This is a genomic window from Sphingorhabdus sp. 109 (assembly GCF_902506555.1).
Lineage (GTDB): Bacteria > Pseudomonadota > Alphaproteobacteria > Sphingomonadales > Sphingomonadaceae > Parasphingorhabdus.
In genome coordinates this window covers 1,593,100-1,613,835 of sequence record NZ_LR732707.1, presented here as the reverse complement: position 1 = coordinate 1,613,835, position 20,736 = coordinate 1,593,100, and the positions used below count along the sequence as shown (strand labels likewise).

Here is a 20,736-nt window from a genome sequence, read left to right as displayed (position 1 = left end):
GGAGAAAATACCCCATGACCGCATCGCTCGTCCTCTACGGCTCTTCTTTGTCCCCCTTCCAGCGCAAGGTCGAGGCGGTGCTCGCGCTCAAGGGGCTTGATTATGACTGCGAGGAGGTCAGCATCATGGTCTTGCCGGACTGGTACAAGCCGATCAGCCCGCTTGGCCGCATTCCCTCGCTGCGCGACCGGGATATCGCCGAAGAAGGCCCTGCCGGGACAATTACCGACAGCTCGGCGATTTGCGGCTATCTGGAAAAGAAACAGCCCGACCCTGCCGTCTATCCCGCCGACGCATTCGACCATGGCCAGGCGCTCTGGCTGGAGGAATATGCCGACACCGGACTGGCGATGGCCGGTGGCCTGGGGCTTTTCCGGCCGATCATCTTCAATCTGTTCCAGCGCAAGGAACCGGATGTTGAAACGGCGCGCAAGACCTGGAACGAGAAGCTGCCGCCGTTGTGGGACTATCTCGAGCAATATCTGGACGGGCGCTCCTTTTTCATCGGCGAGAATGTGACCATCGCCGATATATCGGTCGCGTCCCAGATCGCCCAGACCGAGATGCTGGCCGGTCTGCCGGACAAATCCCGTTGGCCATCGCTGGTCGCCCATTTCGAGGCGATGAAGGCGCACGACTGTTTCCAGCGCAACAACGCCGTCTGTGACAAGATCATGGCGAAATTCGTGCCCGAGAAATATGATCTGAGCTAGGCGGGGCCCGGCAGAATTCTCATGCCCGAACCAGCAGATAGAGCGCATAGATCGCGGGCATGGACAGAACCGAAAACACGGTCTGCACCGCAATCAGATTGGCCGACAGGGTAGCGTCGCCGCCTAGCTGACGCGCCAATATATAGCCGCTGCTCGCGGTCGGCGTGGATGCGGCGATCACGACAATTGCCAGACTGTCCGGCGCGAGGTTGAGCAACAGCCCGGCAGCCAGAGCCGCAACCGGGAAGCCGAGCAGACGGACCGCGGACCAGATCAAAGTAGTTGGACCCGCCCGGTTGAAGGCTTTTAGATCAACCGCAGCGCCAACCACCAGCAGGCCGAGCGCCAGCGTGGCTTCACCCAGTATGTCGAGCGTCTTTTCGGCCATTCCGGTCGGCGCGATGTCCAGCAGATTCAGCGCGATGCCGACAATACAGCCGATGATCAGCGGATTACGGATCATGTCCATCATCACATGCGGTTTCGGGCTACCGCTATCCTCCGCAAAATATGTCAGGGCGAGCACCGAAACCACGTTGGCGACGGGTGTTAGAACCGCGACCGCAATGGCCATCAGCGCAAGTCCGGGCTCGCCGAACAACGCGCTGGCAATCGACAGGCCGACAAAGGTGTTCCAGCGGACATTGGACTGGATGATAGACCCTTTCCGGGGTCCATCATCGGCCCGCTTGGCAACAAGCCCCAGTATGGCAAGCGCCATTTGCGAGCCGATCAGCGCCAGCACCATCGTCCAGGGCACGATTTCAAACGAGGCGCTGGCCAGCACATTGATGATCAGCGCCGGAAAGAAAATGAAATAGACCAGTCGCTCAATCGCGCGCCATCCCTCGGCGGGCAGGAAGTTCCGTTGCGCGAGCAACCAGCCCAGCCCGGTGATCAGGATCACCGGGATCAGGGCATATATGAAATTTATCATCGAGTGATTGCGGCGGCGAAATTACAGCGCTGTGGTTCGGAGCGGCAACAGGTCGGGAAAGTCCGGTTCGCGCTTCTCACCCATCGCGGCCACTGCTTCCTGAATATGCGAAGGCGGGAACATGCCAGCGTTCCAGACACCGATATAGTCCAGCGTGTCCGCTGTACTGTGATCGCGGCCATAGTTGATCAGCACTTTACAGCCGGTGATCGCCAGGGGCGATTTCGACGCGATTTCTTTCGCCGTTTCCATGACATAGGCCAGGCATTCTTCCTGCGTGTCGAACACATCGTTGACCAGACCGATTTCCTTGGCCTTGGCGGCATCGATCCGGCGACCGGTATAGGCCATTTCCTTGACCCAGCCTTCGGGGATATAGCGCTGCAGGCGCGGGAAGGTGCCGACATCGGCGGTCATGCCGATGTTGGTTTCCTGGATGCAAAATATCGCGTCCTTGCTGCACCAGCGGATATCACCCGCGCTGATCATGTCGATCGCGCCGCCGATGACGCCGCCGTGCAGCGCAAACAGAACGGGAATGCGGGCTTCTTCCAGCGCGTTGAAACTATGCTGGATCCGTTTGACATTGGAGCGGAACATTTCGGCGAGCACATGCTTGTCCGCGCCGTCGATCTTGTTGTCTGGTTGCGGCGCAAAAACAGAGAGATCCATGCCGGCGGAGAAATGCTTGCCGGTCGAGCTGATCACGATGACCCGCGCGCGGGCGTTGATATCAATATCCTCGACGATTTCCGGCAGATCATTCCAGAACGCGCGATTCATGCTGTTGAGCTTTTCCGGACGGTTCATCCGGATATGGGCGATGCCGTCGCCAATCTCGACATCGAAACATTCATATTTTTTCTCGACCATGATCCTCTTTTTCCTATCTCTTGTCAGATGCTGCCAGCGGCCTAGCATGATGTTCTGTAACTGCGCACGAACAATTTTTCTGCAGACTGGCCCTTGCCGGCGGTAGACTAAAGCCATGCTATTACCCCTGCAAAAGCTTCAAGCTTGCGGCGCGAAAACCCGCGCACTATGTATTGCCCATGAGCATCATTCCAAACACTCTCGAACTGATCGGCAATACGCCGCTCGTCCGCCTCTCCGGACCCAGTGAAGCTGCCGGTTGCGACATTTACGGCAAGTGCGAATTTGCCAATCCCGGCGCATCGGTGAAAGATCGCGCCGCGCTGTTCATCATTCAGGATGCGGAAGAACGCGGCCTGCTGAAGCCGGGAGGACGGATTGTCGAGGGAACCGCCGGCAATACCGGCATCGGCATAGCATTGGTGGCCAATGCCAAGGGCTATAAGTCGACCATCGTCATGCCGGAGACCCAGAGCCGGGAGAAGATGGATACGCTGCGCGCGCTCGGCGCCGAGCTGATCACCGTGCCGGCTGCGCCTTATTCAAACCCCGGTCATTTCGTCCATACCTCACGCCGCCTGGCAGAAGAAACCGAAGGCGCGATCTGGGCCAACCAGTTCGACAATGTCGCCAACCGACGCGCGCATATCGAAACCACTGCCGAGGAAATCTGGGACCAGATGGACGGCAAGATTGACGGCTTTACCTGTGCCGTCGGAACCGGCGGGACGCTGGCAGGCGTCGGCATGGGGCTGAAGGCGAAGAATGAAAAGATAACCATCGCATTATCGGACCCGCACGGTGCAGCGCTTTACGAATATTACGCCCATGGCGAGTTGAAGTCCGAAGGCAGTAGCGTCGCCGAGGGCATCGGGCAGGGCCGGATCACCGGCAATCTCGAAGACGCGCCGGTGGATTTGCAATATCGCATTTCCGACGAGGAGGCTCTGGTCTGGGTCGAACGGCTGCTGATGGAAGAGGGCCTTTGTCTTGGCATGTCGTCGGGTATCAACGTCGCCGGTGCGATTGCGCTGGGCAAGGAACTGGGGCCTGGCAGCCGGATTGCAACGATCCTCTGCGATACCGGGTTCCGCTATCTCTCCTCGCTATATAACGCCGCCTGGCTGAAGGAAAAGGGACTGCCCGTGTTCCCGTGGCTCGATAATGATGGGTAGGAAGCCGCCAAATTCCGGTCGTCAGGACACGATGCAGCGCATTCAGGTCGGTGTCGTCGGACTGGCCGCGGTGCTGTTGCTGGTCAGCGTCGCCAATTTCATCATCCAGCGCGCCAGCGACGAACAGACGGTTATCGAGGAAATGCAGGCAGAAGCAACCGGTACCGTCCCGCCGGTTGCCACTGTCCCGGAAGGCAAGCCGGCCGAACCGCTGGCCGAACTGGGCATTACGCCGGCACCGGCATCGGGAGGGGGCAAGGCAGAAGCCCAAAATCCTGCGGCAAATCTGCCTGGACAGACCGTCCCGGACCTGAGGCCCGATCCCAATCTGGGTGCACCAATGGATCGGGAGCAGCGCTAGTTGGCGCATTTTTGGCAGAAGGTTCCGTCGGCCCTTCTCGCGCTCCTGTTTCTCGCGCAATGCAGCGCCGCGGAATCGCCGCCCGATTCCCAGCAACCCCGCTTCCGTATCCAGCTGATGACAAGCCTGCCTTTGATATGGGGTGATGGCGCTTCTGTGGAATCGATTCTCTCCGGTGGATCGGAGCCGGCACCGGTCTACCGCTATTGGCAGCAACATTATGATATGACCGCGGTCGACAGTCTGGAAAATCTGGCGGAGGAAAACCCGGACATTCTCCTGCTCGTCCAGCCGCGGGCGATGGATCCGGCCGATCTGAACGATCTTGATGCCTGGGTCAGGGCAGGGGGAGCCGCCATCATTCTCACCGACCCCGATCTGGTCTGGCCATCCCGGCTGCCGCTTGGCGATCCGCAGCGGCCTTTGGCCACCGGCCTGCTTTCGCCACTGCTCGGTCACTGGGGGCTGGAGCTTGTTGGCGGTCATGACCACGGCGCGGCGGTCGAACTTCTTCGCGTTGGTGATCATCATTTCGCCAGTCGTGGCGTGGGAAAGATCGAGCGTTCAGCCGATGGTCAGGAGGTATCCGGCGTTGACTGCGACTGGGGCGAGGCCGCTTTTCTCGTGCAATGTACGGTAGGGCAGGGGCAGGCGACCATCGTTGCCGATGCCGATTTTCTCGATGCGGGGCTCTGGCCCGCGCCAGCGCTTGAATCGCCGCGGAAAAGCGGCGCGGTGCGCTTCATTGATGCACTGGTGCAGCAATATGGCGATGCCGATGTTCGCCGGAAATGACGATATGCAGGGCATTTTTGAAAAGCGGGCGCAACGGCCCGGAAGGGTGGCCGGATTGCCTGATTTTTAAATGTAGGAAAAACAATGACTTAATAAGTCATTCCCATAAAATCCCGTAAAAAGCCCTTTTATCCCGCGCTCACCCCTGTTAGCTAATATTTGTTATCGGGGTATTCTTCCTGTCCGGATTCTGGTTTTCGGAAAGGCGCTGGAAAACGCACTTCTGGAGGGGGGAGAGCTTTGGCCCCGGTTCGGATGAGGGATTTCCACGGTGTCAGTTGCATATGCATATTCAGGCTCTGCAATATCGGCGATAGACGACAAGGGTCGTCTTTCGGTCCCGGCATTTCTGCGCAAAAATCTGGTGGAAAGCAGCGATGGCCGGACACTCTGCCTCGGCACCCACGAGAAATGGGATTGCCTGGTCGGCTTTGGCCTCAGCCGCAAGGCCGACATGCTCGCCGAAATCGACAAGCAGTGGGAAGCGGCGATCGCGCGCGGCGAAAGCTTCGACAAGGATGCCGCCGGTGCCCGCAAGTTCTCATCGCTGCAGGACCTGAGCTTTGACGCCAGCGGCCGCTTCATCTTGCCGCCGCAACTGCGCGATATCGGCAATCTGCAGAATAACGTCCTGTTCCACGGTATCGGTACGACCTTCTGTCTGTGGGATCCGCAGACGCTGCTCGACACCACCGACGATGTGCCGGTTGACCGCCGTCTGGTCGAATATCATCTGAAAGAAGCCGGCGAAAAGGGCGGAGGGAAGCAGAAATGACCCCTGTTGCAGATGCCCGCCATATACCCGTGCTGATCAATGAAGTCGTTGATGCGCTCGCCATTGCTCCCGGAGAGACGCATGTTGACGGAACATTTGGTGCCGGCGGCTACAGTTCGGCGATGCTGGAAGCCGGCGCGCAGGTTCACGCTTTTGACCAGGACCCCGATGCGATTGCTGCCGGTCAGCAGATGGTTGACGAGGCTCAGGGCCGGTTGACCCTCCACCACGCCCGCTATTCCGAAATGGCCGAGATACTGGTCGATAACGAGATCGACGGTGTCACGCTCGATATCGGCGTTTCCTCTATGCAGCTGGATCAGGCCGAGCGAGGCTTTTCCTTTCAGAAAGATGGTCCGCTCGACATGCGCATGGCGCGGGACGGCGAAAGCGCGGCAGATTTTCTCAACGAAGCGGATGAAGAGATGATCGCCGATGTCATCTATCGCTACGGCGAGGAGCGCCGGTCACGGCGGATCGCCAAGGCGATTGTCGAGGCGCGGCCGCTTAGCCGTACATCCGAGCTGGCGAAAGTGGTCCGCAAGGCGCTGGGCTATCGCGCCGGCGACAAGAAGGATCCGGCCACCCGCACGTTCCAGGCGATCCGCATCCACATCAATCGCGAACTGGGCGAGCTCGAAGACGGTCTGGCCGCAGCCGAAAAGCTGCTGCAGCCCGGCGGCCGGCTGGCGGTTGTCACATTTCACAGCCTCGAAGATCGCATCGTCAAGAATTTTCTGCGGGACCGTAGCGGACAGAAATCCGCCGGCTCCCGGCACTTACCTCAGGTTAACGAGACACGGCCGGCACCCACCTTTCATAAACCAGCCAAAGCGGTGCGTCCGGCCGGGGCGGAGCAGGCTCTTAATCCCCGGGCCCGCTCCGCCACCCTCAGATCGGCGGTGCGCACAGACGCACCGGTTGCCAATGGTGGCGGATCATGAAGCTGGCGATCAAACGCCTCGAAGGCATGGGATGGCTTGCTCTGGTCTTTCTGGTGGCGATCTTGCTGTACCCGCTCTCGCTCAGCGTGGCGACTTTGCGCAGCGATCTCGCGCGCACGGACCGCAAGATTGTCGAGATCAAAAAGGATATCCGCTATCTGGAAACGGAATTCAGCGCGCGCGCCAACCTGCGCCAGCTGGAGGACTGGAACAAGCTCGAATTCGGCTATGCCTCGCCGCAAGCCTCGCAATATCTGGACGGCGAAAGAGCGCTGGCCAACCTCGGCGGCAAGGATCTGCGCAAGCCGGTGCAGGTTGCCGTGATCAGTTCAATGGAAGGCGTCAGGCCGGCCGGGATTATCGGTTCGGTGTTCGGCACCGCCAGGGCGCAAGACCGTAATGCCGACGGCAGCGCGATCGGCAGTCGGCCGGGTATTGCGCAGGCCGTGACGAACAGCGGTCCGGCCAAGACTGTGGGAGCGGCGCAGGCCCGCACCACTAGGGTGGCGCATATCGAAGACAAGCTGCTCGACGACGGATTGGTCCGTGATCTTGGCCGCAAGGCGATTGCCGAGAAAATCGAAAGCCTGACCGAATGACGATGCTTCTGGCCAGCAGCAAGAAGGTGCAGTTTTCGGGAAAAGCGAAGGAAATTACCGCGAATGCGCATTTCCGGCTGATGATCCTGCTGCTGGTGTTTCTGGCCGCATTCACGATCATTGTCGGGCGGCTGATCAGTCTGACGATATTGGAAGATGCGACGCCCCATCGTCCGTCCAGCAGTGCCTTCGTGCCACCGCGTGGCGATATTGTCGACCGCAACGGCGTGCCGCTGGCCCGGACAATCCTGGGCTATGCGGTTCGGGTGGTGCCGGCACGGGTGCTGGGCGACAAGGATGTTCTGGCGCGACAGCTGTCGGCTATTTTCCCGGATACGAGCGCAGACTATTTCTTGGACAAGCTGAACGGTTCCCATCCAACCTATCTTCGCCGCCGGGCGCTTCCCGAAGAGGTCAAGCAGATCCATGCGCTCGGCGAAATCGGTATCGAATTTCCCCGCGAGGACGAGCGGCTCTATCCGCAGCGCGCCTTGGCGGCGCATGTGCTTGGCTATGTCGACGCCGACGGGAAAGGCGTTATGGGAATGGAGCGGGCGCTGAACGACCGTCTTCTTGACGAGAAGCTGCGCGGCACTCCGTCGACATTGTCGATCGACAGCCGGGCCCAGGCGGCGCTGGAAAGCGAGCTTCAGGATGCGATGATCATGACCGAGGCGCGCGGCGCTGCAGGGATTATTCTCGATGTCCAGACCGGTGAAGTCATGGCGCTGGCTTCGCTGCCATTGTTTGATCCGAACAAGATCCGCCGGGCGTCGATGAAGCACCAGAATAACGAAGTGACCCAGAGCGTTTTCGAACTCGGTTCAACCTTCAAGCCGCTGACGATCGCCGCCGCGCTCGACGCCGGCACGGTGACGGACCTGGCGGTGCGCTATAATGCGATGGAGCCGATCAAGGTCGGCGGCTTCACGATCAAGGACGACCACAGCCAGAACCGCTATCTCAACGTGCCGGAAACGCTGGTGCACAGTTCGAATATCGTTACCGCCCGGATTGCCGACAATCTGGGGAGGGAATCAATGGAGAATATGTTCCGCCGGCTCGGTTTTGACGAACGGCCCCATATCGAACTGTTTGAACGGGGACACCCGCTGTGGCCCCGCAACTGGGGTCGGGTGACCAATATGACGGTGGCCTACGGGCATGGCATTGCCGTGACTCCGCTGCATCTTGCCAGCGCTTATGCAGCCATGGTCAACGGCGGCATCTGGCGTCCGGCGACCTTGCTGAAGGTCGAGCCGGGCGAGGAAGCCAAGGGCCGCCGCGTGTTCAAGGCTGCGACCAGCGCCCGTATGCGGCAATTGCTGCGGATGATTGTTTCGGATGGAACCGGCCGCAAGGCCGATGCGCCAGGCTACCGGATCGGCGGAAAGACCGGTTCGGCGGAAAAGCCTTCCGAGGGGGGTTACAACAAGACGTCGCTGGTTTCGACCTTTGCTGCCGCTTTCCCGATGGACAATCCGCGCTATGTCGTTATCGCCATGCTCGACGAACCCAAGGGAACCGCCGAAACATCCTTCCAGCGGACAGCCGGCTGGACGGCTGCCCCGATTGTCAAAAAGGTCGTGTCCCGCGTCGGGCCGATGCTGGGCGTGGTTCCCGATGATCATCGCGATGTTGACGTATCCGAATTGACGCCGCTCCTCTGGAAGCCCAAAAGCACAGCCAAAGAACCGAATGATGCGACTGAATAATCTGGTACCCGGAGTGGAAGGCGAGGCCGGCGAGCAGGCGGTTACCGGCTTTGCCATCGATCATCGCAAGATCGCACCCGGCAATATATTCGGTGCCTTCCGTGGTGCCCGGTTCAACGGCGAAGAATTTATCGAGGCTGCGGTTGCCGCCGGAGCCATTGCCGTGGTCGCGCTACCTGGCACCATTGTCGAGGGTGCACTCCCTGTTCATGATGAAGAGCCGCGGCGCCTGTTCGCCCGGATGGCGGCGCGTTATTACACGCCGACACCGGCCCATGTGGCGGCGGTGACCGGGACCAATGGCAAGACCTCGACGGCGGAACTGACCCGGCAGCTGTGGCGAATGGACGGCTGCAACAGTGCCTCGATCGGTACGCTGGGCGTCACGACAGCGGATGATCAGGTCAAGACGGGCCTGACCACACCGGATATCGTGACCTTCCTTTCCAACATGTCCGGCCTGGCCAGAGAAGGCGTCAGTCATGCAATATTCGAAGCGTCGAGCCACGGACTGTCGCAATATCGCACCGAAGGTCTGCCGGTTGATGTCGCCGCATTCACCAATCTGAGCCGTGATCATCTCGACTATCATGGTGATATGGAAAGCTATTTTGAAGCCAAGATGCGGCTGTTCGACGAGGTCGTCGAAAGCGACGGTACCGCTGTCATCTGGGCCGACGACGAGCCATGGTCGGGCAAGGCGATCGAGCGGGCGAAGGATCGCGGGCTGCAACTGCTGACCGTCGGCGAACAGGGAGAGACGTTGAGACTGGTGTCGCAGACGCCCACTCATCTGGGCCAGGTTCTGATGGTCAAGGCCGAGGGCAATACCCACCGGATTTCGCTGCCGCTGATCGGTGCCTATCAGGCCGCCAATATCCTTTGCGCAGCGGCCATCGTGCTGGCCACCGGCGGCAAGCTTGACAATATATTTGACCATATGCAGCGCGTGCAGCCGGTGCGCGGCCGGATGGAGCGGGCGGTCATCACCCGGGCAGGGGCACCGCTCTATGTGGATTATGCCCATACGCCGGATGCCCTGCGCGCTGCGATCGCAGCGCTGCGGCCGCATGTGTCCGGCAGGCTGATCACGGTTTTCGGGGCAGGTGGTGACCGCGACAAGGGCAAACGTCCGGAAATGGGCGCCATAGCCGTCGAAACATCTGATCTTGTCATCGTTACCGACGACAATCCGCGCAGCGAGGATCCCTCCACCATCCGCGCCGAAATCATGGCCGGAGCCAGCGGCGCCGAGGAAGTGGCGGATCGCCGCACCGCGATTGCGAGAGCAATCGCACTGGCCGGTCCGCAGGACATCATCCTGCTCGCTGGCAAAGGTCATGAGCAGGGGCAGATCATTGGCGATCGCGTCATTCCTTTCGACGATGTCGAAGTGGCGAGAGAATGCGCCGGAGCGCAGCCGTTGTGACGGAACTGTGGACATCCGCCGCGATCGCGGACGCAGTGGCCGGCAAGGCCAGTGGTGATTTTGCCGTAGCCGGAGTCGCCTTTGACTCGCGTGAAATCGGACCGGGGGATCTGTTTGTCGCGCTCAAGGGCGAGCATAGCGACGGTCATCTGCACGTCGAGCAGGCCTTCGCCTCCGGCGCTGCTGGCGCAATTGTCAGCCAGCCGGTGGACGGACCCCATATCCTGGTATCCGACACCGTAAAGGCGCTTGATTCGCTGGCCATTGCGTCGCGGAGCCGGACAGACACGAAAATCATCGGGGTGACCGGATCGGTCGGCAAAACCGGCACCAAGGAGGCTCTATTTGCCGCGCTCGACCGCTGTTCCTTCGGCAAGGCCCATCGTTCGGTCAAAAGCTATAATAATCACGTCGGTGTCCCGCTCAGCCTGTCGCGGATGCCGGAAGATACCCAATATGGCATTTTCGAAATGGGTATGAATCATGCCCATGAACTCTCGGCGCTGACTCGTCTGGTGCGCCCGCATGCCGCGCTCATCACCGCGATTGCGCCGGCCCATATCGGCAATTTTGCCAATGGCGAGCTTGGTATCGTCGATGCCAAGGCCGAGATATTCGAAGGCCTCATGCCCGGCGGCACCGCGATCATCCCGCATGACAGCCCGCATTGTGCGCGGCTGCGGAAAAAGGCCGAGCGCCATGCAGAGCATGTGATATCCTTTGGTTTTGATGCCGGAGCCGATGTCCGCGCGATAGATGTGGTGGCGGCCCCCCGAGGCGGGTCGCTGGTCACGGCGAAACTGGGCGACCGGAGCCTCTGCTTCACGATAGCCGAGGCGGGGCGTCACTGGGTATCCAATTCGCTGGCGATATTGGCTGCCGTGCGCGCGGTCGATGGCGATCTCGCCACGGCCGGGCTGGCGCTCGCCGAAATGAGCGGCATCGACGGGCGTGGCCGGCGGCATCTCGTCTCGCTGAAGTCCGGTGGCACAGCGACGGTTATCGACGAGAGCTACAATGCCAATCCGGCATCGATGAAAGCGACCTTGCAACATTTTACCAGCGAGCCCTGCACCGGCCAGAAGATCCTCCTGTTGGGCGCGATGGGCGAGCTGGGCGAGCAATCGGCGCACTATCACTCGGCTCTGGCCGATGATATTCTGCTGACCGGCGCCAAAGCCATCATCTTGGTCGGCGAGGATATGGCACATACTGCCGCGAAACTTGAACAGGGCCTTGATCGGGGCGTGAAAATGTCACATGCGGCAAGTGCTTCGGACGCGCTGGCCGAGGTCGCAAAATCGCTCGGCGACGGGGATATCCTTCTGGTCAAGGGTTCAAATTATCTGGGACTTTCCTCCGCGGTTTCCGCGCTGGTAAGCGGGGAGTATTGATGTTTTATTTGCTGGCCCAATGGCTTGAGTTCGAAGGTATTTTCAACGTCTTCCGCTATCTGAGCTTTCGCTCGGGTGCGGCCATATCGACATCGCTGTTCATCGGGCTGCTGATCGGCCCCAAGTTCATCAACATGCTGCGCATGCGGCAGGGCAAGGGCCAGCCGATCCGCGAAGACGGGCCGATCACCCATCTCAAGAAGGCGGGAACGCCGACCATGGGCGGCCTGATGATCCTGATTTCTGTGGTGACCTCGCTGCTGCTCTGGATGGACCTAAGCAACATGTTTGTCTGGGCCTGTATTTTCGTGACGCTCGGTTTTGGCGCGATTGGCTTCATGGACGATTATGACAAGGTCCGCAAAGCCAGTCACAAGGGCGTTCCCGGCCGGGTCCGGCTGCTGCTGGAATTTGCGGTTGCCGGTTTTGCCACCTGGCTGATCGTCGAGCAGATCGGCACCAGCCTCTATGTGCCCTTTTTCAACGATGTGCAGATTGACCTTGGCTATTTCTATATCCCCTTCGCGATGTTCGTGATTGTCGGCGCCGGTAACGCGGTCAATCTGACCGACGGTCTCGACGGTCTTGCCACCATGCCGGTGGTCATCGCCAGCGCCACGTTCCTGGTGCTCGTCTATCTGTCCGGCAATGCGGTTTTCTCCGAATATCTTGGCATTCCCTTCGTCCGCGGAGCCGGCGAGCTGGCGATTTTCTGTGCCTGCGTGATTGGCGCCTGCCTTGCGTTTCTGTGGTTCAACGCGCCGCCGGCCGCTGTTTTCATGGGCGATACCGGCAGTCTCGCGCTCGGCGGGGCGCTCGGCGCGATTGCTGTTTCCATCCACCATGAAATCGTGCTGGCGCTGGTCGGCGGTCTGTTCGTGCTCGAAGCCGTGTCGGTGATCGTCCAGGTCTTCTTCTTCAAACGGACCGGTCGCCGGGTGTTCCGCATGGCGCCGATCCATCACCATTTCGAACAGCTTGGCTGGTCCGAATCCACCATCGTGATCCGCTTCTGGATCATCAGTCTGGTGCTCGCGCTGGCCGGATTGGCGACGTTGAAACTCAGATGATTGTCTCTCCCGTCTTTGCCGGAAAGCGCTATGCCATTCTCGGACTGGCCCGGTCCGGCATGGCGGTACTGGAAAGCCTGCACGCGAGTGGCGCGGAACTGCTCGCGTGGGACAATCGGGAGGAATTGCGCAACAGCGTTTCCGACAAGGCGCTGATCGCCGATCCGCTGGAAAGCGACCTGACCGGCTATGACGCTATCGTCGTGTCGCCGGGCGTCCCGCTCAACAACCACCCGATTGCGCAAAAGGCGAAAGCGGACGGCGTTCCGATTATCGGCGATATCGAACTGTTCGCGCAGGCCCGGTCTGCGCTGCCGGCGCACCGTGTGGTCGGGATCACCGGCACCAACGGCAAATCAACCACAACCGCTCTGGTTCACCATATATTGCAGCATGCCGGCCTGCCTTCCGTCATGGGCGGCAATATTGGCGTGCCGATTCTGTCGCAGGAACCGCTGCCCGAAGGCGGTGTCTATGTGCTGGAGCTTTCCAGTTACCAAATCGACCTTACCAATAGCCTCGACTGCGACGTTGCGCTGTTGCTCAATATCAGCCCGGATCATCTTGACCGTTATGACAGTTTTGATGCCTATGCGGCCTCCAAGGCCCGACTGTTCGACATGCTGGGGTCCGATCATGCCGCGATCTTTGCCAGTGGTGACGAGAAGACCCAATTGGCGCTGCACGGATTGCGCGATCTTGGGCGGGTGAAGAATATTTTCGACACCAGCAATGTCGAGGTTGCGGGGCAGCCGGACTGGCCCTCGCTGCAGGGACCGCACAATTTCCAGAACGCGATCGCTGCGATCGCCACGGTCGAGGCGCTGGGCATTGGCGAAGAGCAATGGCGTCCGGCGCTGGCCGCCTTTGCCGGTCTGCCACACCGGATGGAGCGCATTGCCGAAGCCAATGGTGTGCTGTTCGTCAACGACAGCAAGGCAACCAATCCGGCGTCGACCGGTCCGGCCCTCGGGGCTTATCCGAAAATCCACTGGATCCTTGGCGGTCTGCCGAAAAGCGACAGGCTGACCGAATGCGAACCGTTCTACCGAAATGTCGTCCGGGCCTATACGATAGGCGAAGCCGGCCCCCTGTTTGAAAAATTGCTGACCGGACATGTGCCGGTTGAATCCTGTGAAATGATCCTCACCGCCGTGCAACGGGCCGCTGCCAATGCGCAGCCCGGGGAAGTGGTGCTGCTCTCGCCGGCCTGCGCTTCCTTTGACCAGTTCCGCGATTTTGAAGCGCGTGGCAATTGTTTCCGCAGCGCTGTCAATTCGGTGATCGAGAAAAATCTGATCGGAACCGCGACCGGGGAGGCAATTGGATGAGCATATCTGAGCAGCAGACAGGGCCGGCACAGCCGCTTCCGGAAATTTCCGGCGCGCTGAAGAAAAAGCGTTTCCAGCTGCAGTCGCGGTTCGGACGGAGCGATCGTTCGCCGCTTGCCATCTGGTTCTGGGAACTCGACCGGGTACTGCTCGGGCTGATTCTCACCCTGATCGCCATCGGCCTGATCGCGGTCGCCGCCGCCTCTCCGGTTACCGCGCTGAAGCAGAGCACCGCTTCGGTTACCGTCGAACCGCTCTATTATTTCTACCGGCAGCTAGGCTGGGTCGTGATCGGCATTCCGGTGATGCTGGTGATTTCGATGCTGCCGAAGGAGCAGGCCCGCCGGTTTGCCATTCTCGCGGCGCTGGCCGTTTTCATATTGTTGTTTCTGGTCCCGGTGTTCGGGAAATCGGTCAATGGTGCCCAGCGCTGGATCGGCTACAGCTTTGCCACTATCCAGCCTGGTGAATTTCTCAAACCGCTCTATGCGGTTTCGCTGGCCTGGCTTTTGTCACTCCGGATCAAGGACCCGGCCCTGCCGGTGATCTCGCTGTCGGTGGTCCTGACGGGAATCATCGCCATCCTGATGATGATGCAACCTAATCTGGGCGAGACCATCCTGATCTGTGGCATCTGGTTCGCGGTGATGACCGTCTCCGGCCTGTCTGCCCGCCTGATCGCCGGCATTGCCGTCGTCGGTGCCGGCGGCCTGGTCGGCGCTTATTTCCTCTATCCTGTCGCAACCCAGCGGATCAACGCCTGGCTGTTCGGCGGCGGCGAATTTGACCAGGTGATGTTTGCCCACAAGGCGCTCACCGGCGGTGGTCTGCTCGGCACCGGACCCGGTCTGGGCAGCGCCAAATTCAAGCTGCCGGAAGCGCATACCGACTATATCTTCTCGGTTATCGGCGAAGAATTCGGCCTGCTCGCCTGCATGGCGATCGCGCTTGTCTATCTGGCGATCATCGTGCGGGTGTTCCTGCGGCTGCTGGACGAAGAGGATAATTTCATCATTCTCGCTGTCACCGGCCTGACCGCTCAGTTCGGCGGACAGGCGCTGATCAACATGGCGGTCAATCTGCAACTCTTTCCGTCCAAGGGCATGACGCTGCCGTTCATCAGCTACGGCGGCTCGTCCATAATCGCCTTGTGTATCGGGGTTGGACTTTTGCTCGCATTTACCCGCCGAAACCCGTATCTTGACCGCTCACAATATGTCTCGGCATGGCCTGAGCAAGGACGGATAGCGGTATGAGTTTTTCGAAACATTATGTTCTGGCAGCTGGCGGCACCGGTGGGCATATGATCCCTGCCTATGCGCTGGCCAAGGAACTGGTTCTGCGCGGTCACCGGGTCGCGATGATTACCGATGAACGCGGCGCGAAAATACCCGGCATGATCGAAGAGGCGCAGGTGCATGTCCTGCCCGCCGGCCGGATTACCAAGGACCCGCGCAGCTGGGTTGGCGGAACGCGCGCTATCCTGAAAGGGCGCCGGATGGCGATGCAGCTATATGATACATTCCAGCCGTCGGCGGTTGTCGGCTTCGGCGGCTATCCGGCCTATCCCGCGCTGCTCGCTGCGAACAGCAAGGACATACCGACGATCGTGCACGAACAGAATGCGGTCCTCGGCCGGGTCAACCGGCTCGCATCCCGTTCGGTCAACGCCATAGCCACGGCCTATCCCGACGTGCTGCGGATCAAGCCGAAATATCAGGAAAAGGTCCATCTGGTCGGCAATCCGGTGCGCGAGGAAGTCGTGGCGCTGCGCGACGAACGTTATCCGGTTCTGGCCGAAGACGGAATTTTCCGCGTATTGGTGACCGGCGGCAGCCAGGGTGCCTCCATTCTTTCCGATGTCGTGCCGGATGCCATGGCGATGTTGCCGGTGCATTTGCGCCGCCGTCTGCAGATTACCCAGCAATGCCGGGAAGACGATATCGAGCGGGTGCGGGCGAAATATGCCGAACATGATATTCCGGCAGAGCTGGCCACCTATCTGCCCGATCTGCCGGACCGGCTGGGCTGGGCGCATCTGGTTATCGGCCGGGCAGGGGCTTCGACCATTGCCGAGCTGACCACGGCCGGCCGGCCGGCGATCCTGATCCCGCTTCCCAGCGCGATGGATGATCATCAGACTTACAATGTCAAGGAAATGGTGGCGGCGGGCGGCGCCCGGGTTATCCGGCAGCCCGCTATCACGACACGGAATTTCGACAGCGGCAGCGACGACAAGACCAACAAGCTGCGCCTGCAGCAATCCGCCGCGCTGGACAAGATGCGCGGGGCGATGGTCAAACAGATCCAGAAAATCGCCTTGAGCACCGGCGCGCTGGAAAATGCCGCCCGCTGCGCAAGATCCTGCGGACGCCCTGAAGCGGTGAGCGATCTGGCTGACCTGGTCGAGAGCATCGGGACTTCTCCGCTGGGCAAGACAATGAAAGCCGGGAATGCGGCGCCGCAAAGGCTGACGGCTCGCAAGGAAGCACTGGCAAAGGATGGCGTGCAGTGAAGGGTGTTGGCACCGATATCGGGACAATCCATTTCGTCGGTATCGGCGGCATCGGCATGTCCGGCATTGCCGAGGTCATGCACAATCTCGGCTATCAGGTGCAGGGCAGCGATATTGCCGAGAGCTATGTTGTAGAAGGCCTGCGCGCCAGGGGTATTGACGTGAAAATTGGCCATAGCGCCGAAAATGTCGAGGGCACGGCGGTGGTCGTGACCTCGACCGCGGTCAAGCGCGGCAATCCGGAAGTGGAAGCGGCGCTGGCCAGCCGGATACCGTTGGTGCGCCGGGCGGAAATGCTCGCCGAGCTGATGCGGCTGAAATCGACCATTGCGATAGCCGGTACCCATGGCAAGACGACCACCACCTCGATGGTCGCGGCCATGCTGGATACGGGTGGCATTGATCCGACCGTGATCAACGGCGGGATCATCAACCAATATGGCTCCAACGCCCGGCTCGGCGCCGGCGAGTGGATGGTGATCGAGGCCGACGAAAGCGACGGCAGTTTCCTGCGGCTCGACGGCACGATCGCGGTTGTCACCAATATCGATGCCGAACATCTCGACCATTATGGCAGCTTCGACAAGATCAAGGACAGTTTCCTCGAATTTGTCGAAAATGTGCCCTTTTACGGCGCTGCGATCCTGTGCATTGACCATCCCGAGGTCCAGGCCCTGCTGCCGCGCATCCGCGACCGGCGGATCATCACTTATGGTTTCTCCGCCCAGGCGGACGTCAAGGGGATCAATGTCACGCCGGTTCCGGGCGGCAACCGTTTCGACGTCGATGTCCGCGACCGCGATGGCGAGACCCGGCGGATCACCGGTATCGAACTGCCGATGCCGGGCCGTCACAATGTCCAGAACGCGATTGCTGCCGTGGCGGTCGGGCTGGAAATGGGAATCAGCGACGAACAGATCGCCAAGGGCTTCGATCAATTCGGCGGCGTCAAGCGGCGCTTCACCAAGGTTGGCGAAGTCGATGGCGTGACGATCATAGACGATTATGGTCATCATCCGGTCGAGATACAGGCCGTGCTGTCGGCCGCGCGCGAAGGTGCGCAAGGCCGCGTGATCGCCGTGGTCCAGCCGCACCGTTTCACCCGCCTTCGCGACCATATGGAAGAATTCCAGGGCGCCTTCAACGATGCCGACATGGTGTTTGTGACCCCGGTCTATGTCGCCGGCGAAGATCCGATCGAAGGCATTGACAGCGAGGCACTGGTCACCGGCCTGAAAACACGAGGCCATCGTCTCGCCGAGACCGTTGCGGACCAGAAGGCTCTCGCCGAGCGACTGGCGCAGGAAGCGCAGCCTGAAGACATGATCATCTGCCTCGGGGCAGGGGACATCACCAAATGGGCCGCTGCGCTCGCAGATAATATTGCCGAGGCCCGAAAATGAGCGCGATTGCCACCATGCCCCAAACCCGCGGCAAGCTGACTGAAAACGCGCCACTGGCCCAGCTCGTCTGGTTCAAGAGCGGCGGCTCTGCGCAATGGCTGTTTGAACCGAAGGATATTGATGATCTGCAGCAATTTCTGCGCGATCTCGATCCGGCGATTGCGGTCTGGCCGCTTGGCCTGGGGTCCAATCTGATTATCCGCGACGGGGGCATCCGGGGCGTGGTGGTCAGATTGGGCAAGGCCTTTGCATCGATCGAAGCAGATGGGCTGACACTACGCTGCGGCGCCGGTGCGCCGGGCATTTCGGCGGCTAGCAGCGCCCGCGATCACGGCATTGCCGGAATGGAATTTCTGCGCGGCATTCCCGGCACGATCGGCGGCGCCGTCCGCATGAACGCCGGCGCCTATGGCCGCGAAGTCTGCGACATATTGCAGAGCGCCGAGGTGATCCTGCGCAACGGTGATCGGATGACGATCCCGCTGGCCGACATGGGCTACAGCTATCGCCATTCGGCGCTACCCGACGGCGCGATTGTGGTCAGCGCGACCATGGTCGGTGAACCCGGCGATCCGGCGATTATCGGCGCCGAAATGAAGCGTATTGGCGATGAACGCGAAGCCTCACAGCCGCTGCGCTCCAAGACCGGCGGCTCCACCTTCAAAAATCCCGAAGGCAAAAAGGCTTGGCAGCTGGTCGATGAAGCCGGTTGCCGTGGTCTGCAAATCGGGCAGGCACAAGTGTCTGAAAAACACTGTAATTTCCTGCTGAACCTCGGCGGCGCGACATCTGCCGACATCGAAGCGCTCGGCGACGAAGTGCGCAGGCGGGTCAAGGCTCATTCGGGCATCGAACTGCATTGGGAAATTCAGCGGGTGGGGGACGAAGCATGACTGCTAGGAATGAAAAAAAACTCCACGTCGCTGTGTTGATGGGCGGCTGGTCCGCCGAACGCGAAGTATCGCTGAGCAGCGGCAATGGCGTCGCCGATGCGCTCGAGAAAAACGGCCATCAGGTGAGCCGTGTCGACATGGACCGCAATGTCGCGCAGGTGCTCGCCGCTCTTCGGCCTGATGTGGTGTTCAACGCGCTGCACGGCGTGCCGGGTGAAGACGGCAGCGTACAGGGCATGCTCGACCTGATGCAGATCCCCTATACCCATAGCGGTCTCGCCACCTCGGTGATCGCGATCGACAAGGAACTGACCAAGCAGCAGCTGGTGCCCGCGGGCATACCGATGCCCAAGGGCCGGATTGTTTCCAGTGCCAGCCTGTATGAGGCCGATCCCTTGCCGCGACCCTATGTCCTGAAGCCGGTCAACGAGGGATCTTCTGTCGGTGTGGCGATCGTCACCGACGACAGCGATTACGGCAATCCGATCAGCCGCGATGCACAGGGGCCGTGGCAGGAATTTGACCAGCTTCTGGCCGAACCCTTCGTCAAGGGTCGCGAGCTGACAACCGCTGTGCTGGGCGACAAGGCGCTGTGCGTGACCGAGTTGCGGACCGCGCAGGGATTTTACGATTATGCCGCCAAATATACGGAGGGCCTGACGCAACATGTCTGCCCTGCGGAAATTCCTGCCGAGATCGAGAAGCTATGCCTCGACTATGCTCTTCGGGCCCACAAGATTCTGGGATGCAAGGGGACGTCCCGCACAGATTTCCGCTGGGATGACGAGCAGGGCGCAGCAGGTCTGTTCGTGTTGGAAACGAACACGCAACCCGGCATGACGCCGCTCAGTTTGGTACCCGAGCAGGCGAAGCAGATGGGAATCAGCTATGAAGAGCTGGTCGAGATAATCGTGAGAGAAGCGCTATGACAGCAACCCGGAAACGCAATAACCGGCCGGCCAGGGGCAAGCCGCGGAAACAGGCAGGACGCAAGGTCAAGCAGGTTTCCGTATTCGACAGGATATTGCGCGCCATGCCCGTCACCGAAGAACAGGTTCAGAAGGGCCTGACCTGGGGGCTGGTGGCAGTGTTCATTCTCGGCGCCTATAGCGTTGCGCATTATTCCGGCATCAATGACCGGATCAGGACCGAGCTTGCCGAAGCGGTCGGCAATGCCGGTTTCGAAGTGAAAAGGGTCGAGGTGACCGGTGTCAACCGCATCGACGAGCTGAAAGTCTATGAAATTACGCTGGCGCAGAAAGACCGTTCGATGCTGCTGGTCGATATTGACGAGGTGCGCGAGGACCTGCTGTCCAATGGCTGGATCAAGGACGCGCGGATTTCGCGGCGGCTGCCCGATACGCTGATCGTCGATATCGTCGAACGCGAGCCCGTTGCCGTCTGGCAAAATCAGGGTACGCTCTCGCTGATCGACAGGACGGGATATCCGCTCGAGGAAATTGCCCGCGAAGAAATGCCCGACCTGCCGGTGATCGTCGGCAAGAAGGCCAATCTGAAATTTTCCCAGCTGGACTCGCTTCTCGACGTCGCGCCGGCGCTGCGTCCGATGGTGACCGGGGCGAGCTGGATCGGTAACCGGCGCTGGGATCTGGAATTCGACAGCGGCGAAACGCTGGCCCTGCCCGAAGGGGAGGAGACGGCGTCGGCAGCACTGCTGAATTTTGCCCGCATGGATGGTATCAACCGGCTGCTCGGCCGCGGCGTCGTGCATTTCGACCTGCGCGATGCGGAACGGGCCTATCTGCGGATGCCGCCGAAGGACGAACCGGCTGATCCGGACAGTTGATCGACGG

At 60.5% G+C, this 20,736-nt stretch carries 20 protein-coding genes; 18 read left to right on the top strand and 2 right to left on the bottom strand.

The window, feature by feature from the left end:
• Positions 1-14 precede the first annotated feature (14 nt).
• Positions 15-713, top strand: coding sequence for a glutathione S-transferase family protein (locus tag BOSE62_RS07650; protein ID WP_159643896.1), 699 nt, complete (start codon positions 15-17; stop codon positions 711-713).
• 19 nt (positions 714-732) lie between these two features.
• On the opposite strand, the gene BOSE62_RS07645 is transcribed toward BOSE62_RS07650, so the two are convergent.
• Complete coding sequence (locus BOSE62_RS07645; protein ID WP_159643894.1) at positions 733-1,650, bottom strand: AEC family transporter; 918 nt, start codon at positions 1,648-1,650, stop codon at positions 733-735.
• 21 nt (positions 1,651-1,671) lie between these two features.
• The gene (locus BOSE62_RS07640; RefSeq protein WP_159643892.1) at positions 1,672-2,523 is read right to left on the bottom strand and encodes a crotonase/enoyl-CoA hydratase family protein; all 852 of its coding nucleotides are present in this window, start codon (positions 2,521-2,523) and stop codon (positions 1,672-1,674) included.
• A 179-nt stretch (positions 2,524-2,702) separates the two neighbouring features.
• On the opposite strand from BOSE62_RS07640, the gene BOSE62_RS07635 reads away from it, so the two are divergent.
• From BOSE62_RS07635 to BOSE62_RS07555, 17 genes are all read left to right on the top strand, one after another.
• On the top strand, positions 2,703-3,698 hold the full coding sequence (locus tag BOSE62_RS07635; RefSeq protein WP_159643890.1) for a cysteine synthase A: 996 nt from the start codon (positions 2,703-2,705) through the stop codon (positions 3,696-3,698).
• Positions 3,688-4,059, top strand: coding sequence for a hypothetical protein (locus BOSE62_RS07630; protein WP_236553900.1), 372 nt, complete (start codon positions 3,688-3,690; stop codon positions 4,057-4,059). The genes BOSE62_RS07635 and BOSE62_RS07630 overlap by 11 nt, the downstream gene beginning before the upstream one ends.
• Entirely contained in the window at positions 4,060-4,854 is a 795-nt protein-coding gene (locus BOSE62_RS07625) for a Gldg family protein (RefSeq protein WP_159643886.1), read from the top strand. It abuts the gene before it with no gap.
• Between the two features lie 271 nt (positions 4,855-5,125).
• A complete protein-coding gene (locus tag BOSE62_RS07620; protein WP_159643884.1) occupies positions 5,126-5,629 on the top strand; it encodes a division/cell wall cluster transcriptional repressor MraZ in 504 nt (167 codons plus the stop codon).
• Complete coding sequence (rsmH, locus tag BOSE62_RS07615) at positions 5,626-6,573, top strand: 16S rRNA (cytosine(1402)-N(4))-methyltransferase RsmH (RefSeq protein ID WP_159643882.1); 948 nt, start codon at positions 5,626-5,628, stop codon at positions 6,571-6,573. Before BOSE62_RS07620 ends, rsmH begins: the two co-directional genes overlap by 4 nt.
• A complete protein-coding gene (locus tag BOSE62_RS07610) occupies positions 6,570-7,172 on the top strand; it encodes a hypothetical protein (RefSeq protein WP_159643880.1) in 603 nt (200 codons plus the stop codon). The genes rsmH and BOSE62_RS07610 overlap by 4 nt, the downstream gene beginning before the upstream one ends.
• On the top strand, positions 7,169-8,887 hold the full coding sequence (locus tag BOSE62_RS07605) for a peptidoglycan D,D-transpeptidase FtsI family protein (RefSeq protein WP_159643878.1): 1,719 nt from the start codon (positions 7,169-7,171) through the stop codon (positions 8,885-8,887). The genes BOSE62_RS07610 and BOSE62_RS07605 overlap by 4 nt, the downstream gene beginning before the upstream one ends.
• Positions 8,874-10,316 (top strand): UDP-N-acetylmuramoyl-L-alanyl-D-glutamate--2,6-diaminopimelate ligase, encoded by a 1,443-nt coding sequence (locus BOSE62_RS07600; RefSeq protein ID WP_159647942.1) that lies wholly within the window; start codon positions 8,874-8,876, stop codon positions 10,314-10,316. Before BOSE62_RS07605 ends, BOSE62_RS07600 begins: the two co-directional genes overlap by 14 nt.
• Positions 10,313-11,710, top strand: a complete 1,398-nt coding sequence (locus BOSE62_RS07595; protein WP_159647941.1) for a UDP-N-acetylmuramoyl-tripeptide--D-alanyl-D-alanine ligase — start codon at positions 10,313-10,315, stop codon at positions 11,708-11,710. Before BOSE62_RS07600 ends, BOSE62_RS07595 begins: the two co-directional genes overlap by 4 nt.
• Entirely contained in the window at positions 11,710-12,780 is a 1,071-nt protein-coding gene (mraY, locus tag BOSE62_RS07590; protein ID WP_159643876.1) for a phospho-N-acetylmuramoyl-pentapeptide-transferase, read from the top strand. Before BOSE62_RS07595 ends, mraY begins: the two co-directional genes overlap by 1 nt.
• Positions 12,777-14,111, top strand: coding sequence for a UDP-N-acetylmuramoyl-L-alanine--D-glutamate ligase (gene murD / locus BOSE62_RS07585; protein WP_159643874.1), 1,335 nt, complete (start codon positions 12,777-12,779; stop codon positions 14,109-14,111). Before mraY ends, murD begins: the two co-directional genes overlap by 4 nt.
• Positions 14,108-15,367, top strand: coding sequence for an FtsW/RodA/SpoVE family cell cycle protein (locus BOSE62_RS07580; RefSeq protein ID WP_159643872.1), 1,260 nt, complete (start codon positions 14,108-14,110; stop codon positions 15,365-15,367). Before murD ends, BOSE62_RS07580 begins: the two co-directional genes overlap by 4 nt.
• Entirely contained in the window at positions 15,364-16,626 is a 1,263-nt protein-coding gene (murG, locus tag BOSE62_RS07575) for an undecaprenyldiphospho-muramoylpentapeptide beta-N-acetylglucosaminyltransferase (RefSeq protein ID WP_159643870.1), read from the top strand. The genes BOSE62_RS07580 and murG overlap by 4 nt, the downstream gene beginning before the upstream one ends.
• On the top strand, positions 16,623-18,029 hold the full coding sequence (gene murC / locus BOSE62_RS07570; protein WP_159643868.1) for a UDP-N-acetylmuramate--L-alanine ligase: 1,407 nt from the start codon (positions 16,623-16,625) through the stop codon (positions 18,027-18,029). The genes murG and murC overlap by 4 nt, the downstream gene beginning before the upstream one ends.
• Positions 18,026-18,922 carry a UDP-N-acetylmuramate dehydrogenase gene (gene murB, locus BOSE62_RS07565; RefSeq protein WP_201295642.1) on the top strand — a complete coding sequence of 299 codons (897 nt, stop codon included), beginning with the start codon at positions 18,026-18,028 and terminating at the stop codon, positions 18,920-18,922. The genes murC and murB overlap by 4 nt, the downstream gene beginning before the upstream one ends.
• Entirely contained in the window at positions 18,919-19,851 is a 933-nt protein-coding gene (locus BOSE62_RS07560; RefSeq protein ID WP_159643866.1) for a D-alanine--D-alanine ligase, read from the top strand. Before murB ends, BOSE62_RS07560 begins: the two co-directional genes overlap by 4 nt.
• A complete protein-coding gene (locus BOSE62_RS07555; protein WP_159643864.1) occupies positions 19,848-20,729 on the top strand; it encodes a cell division protein FtsQ/DivIB in 882 nt (293 codons plus the stop codon). The genes BOSE62_RS07560 and BOSE62_RS07555 overlap by 4 nt, the downstream gene beginning before the upstream one ends.
• Positions 20,730-20,736: the final 7 nt, after the last annotated feature.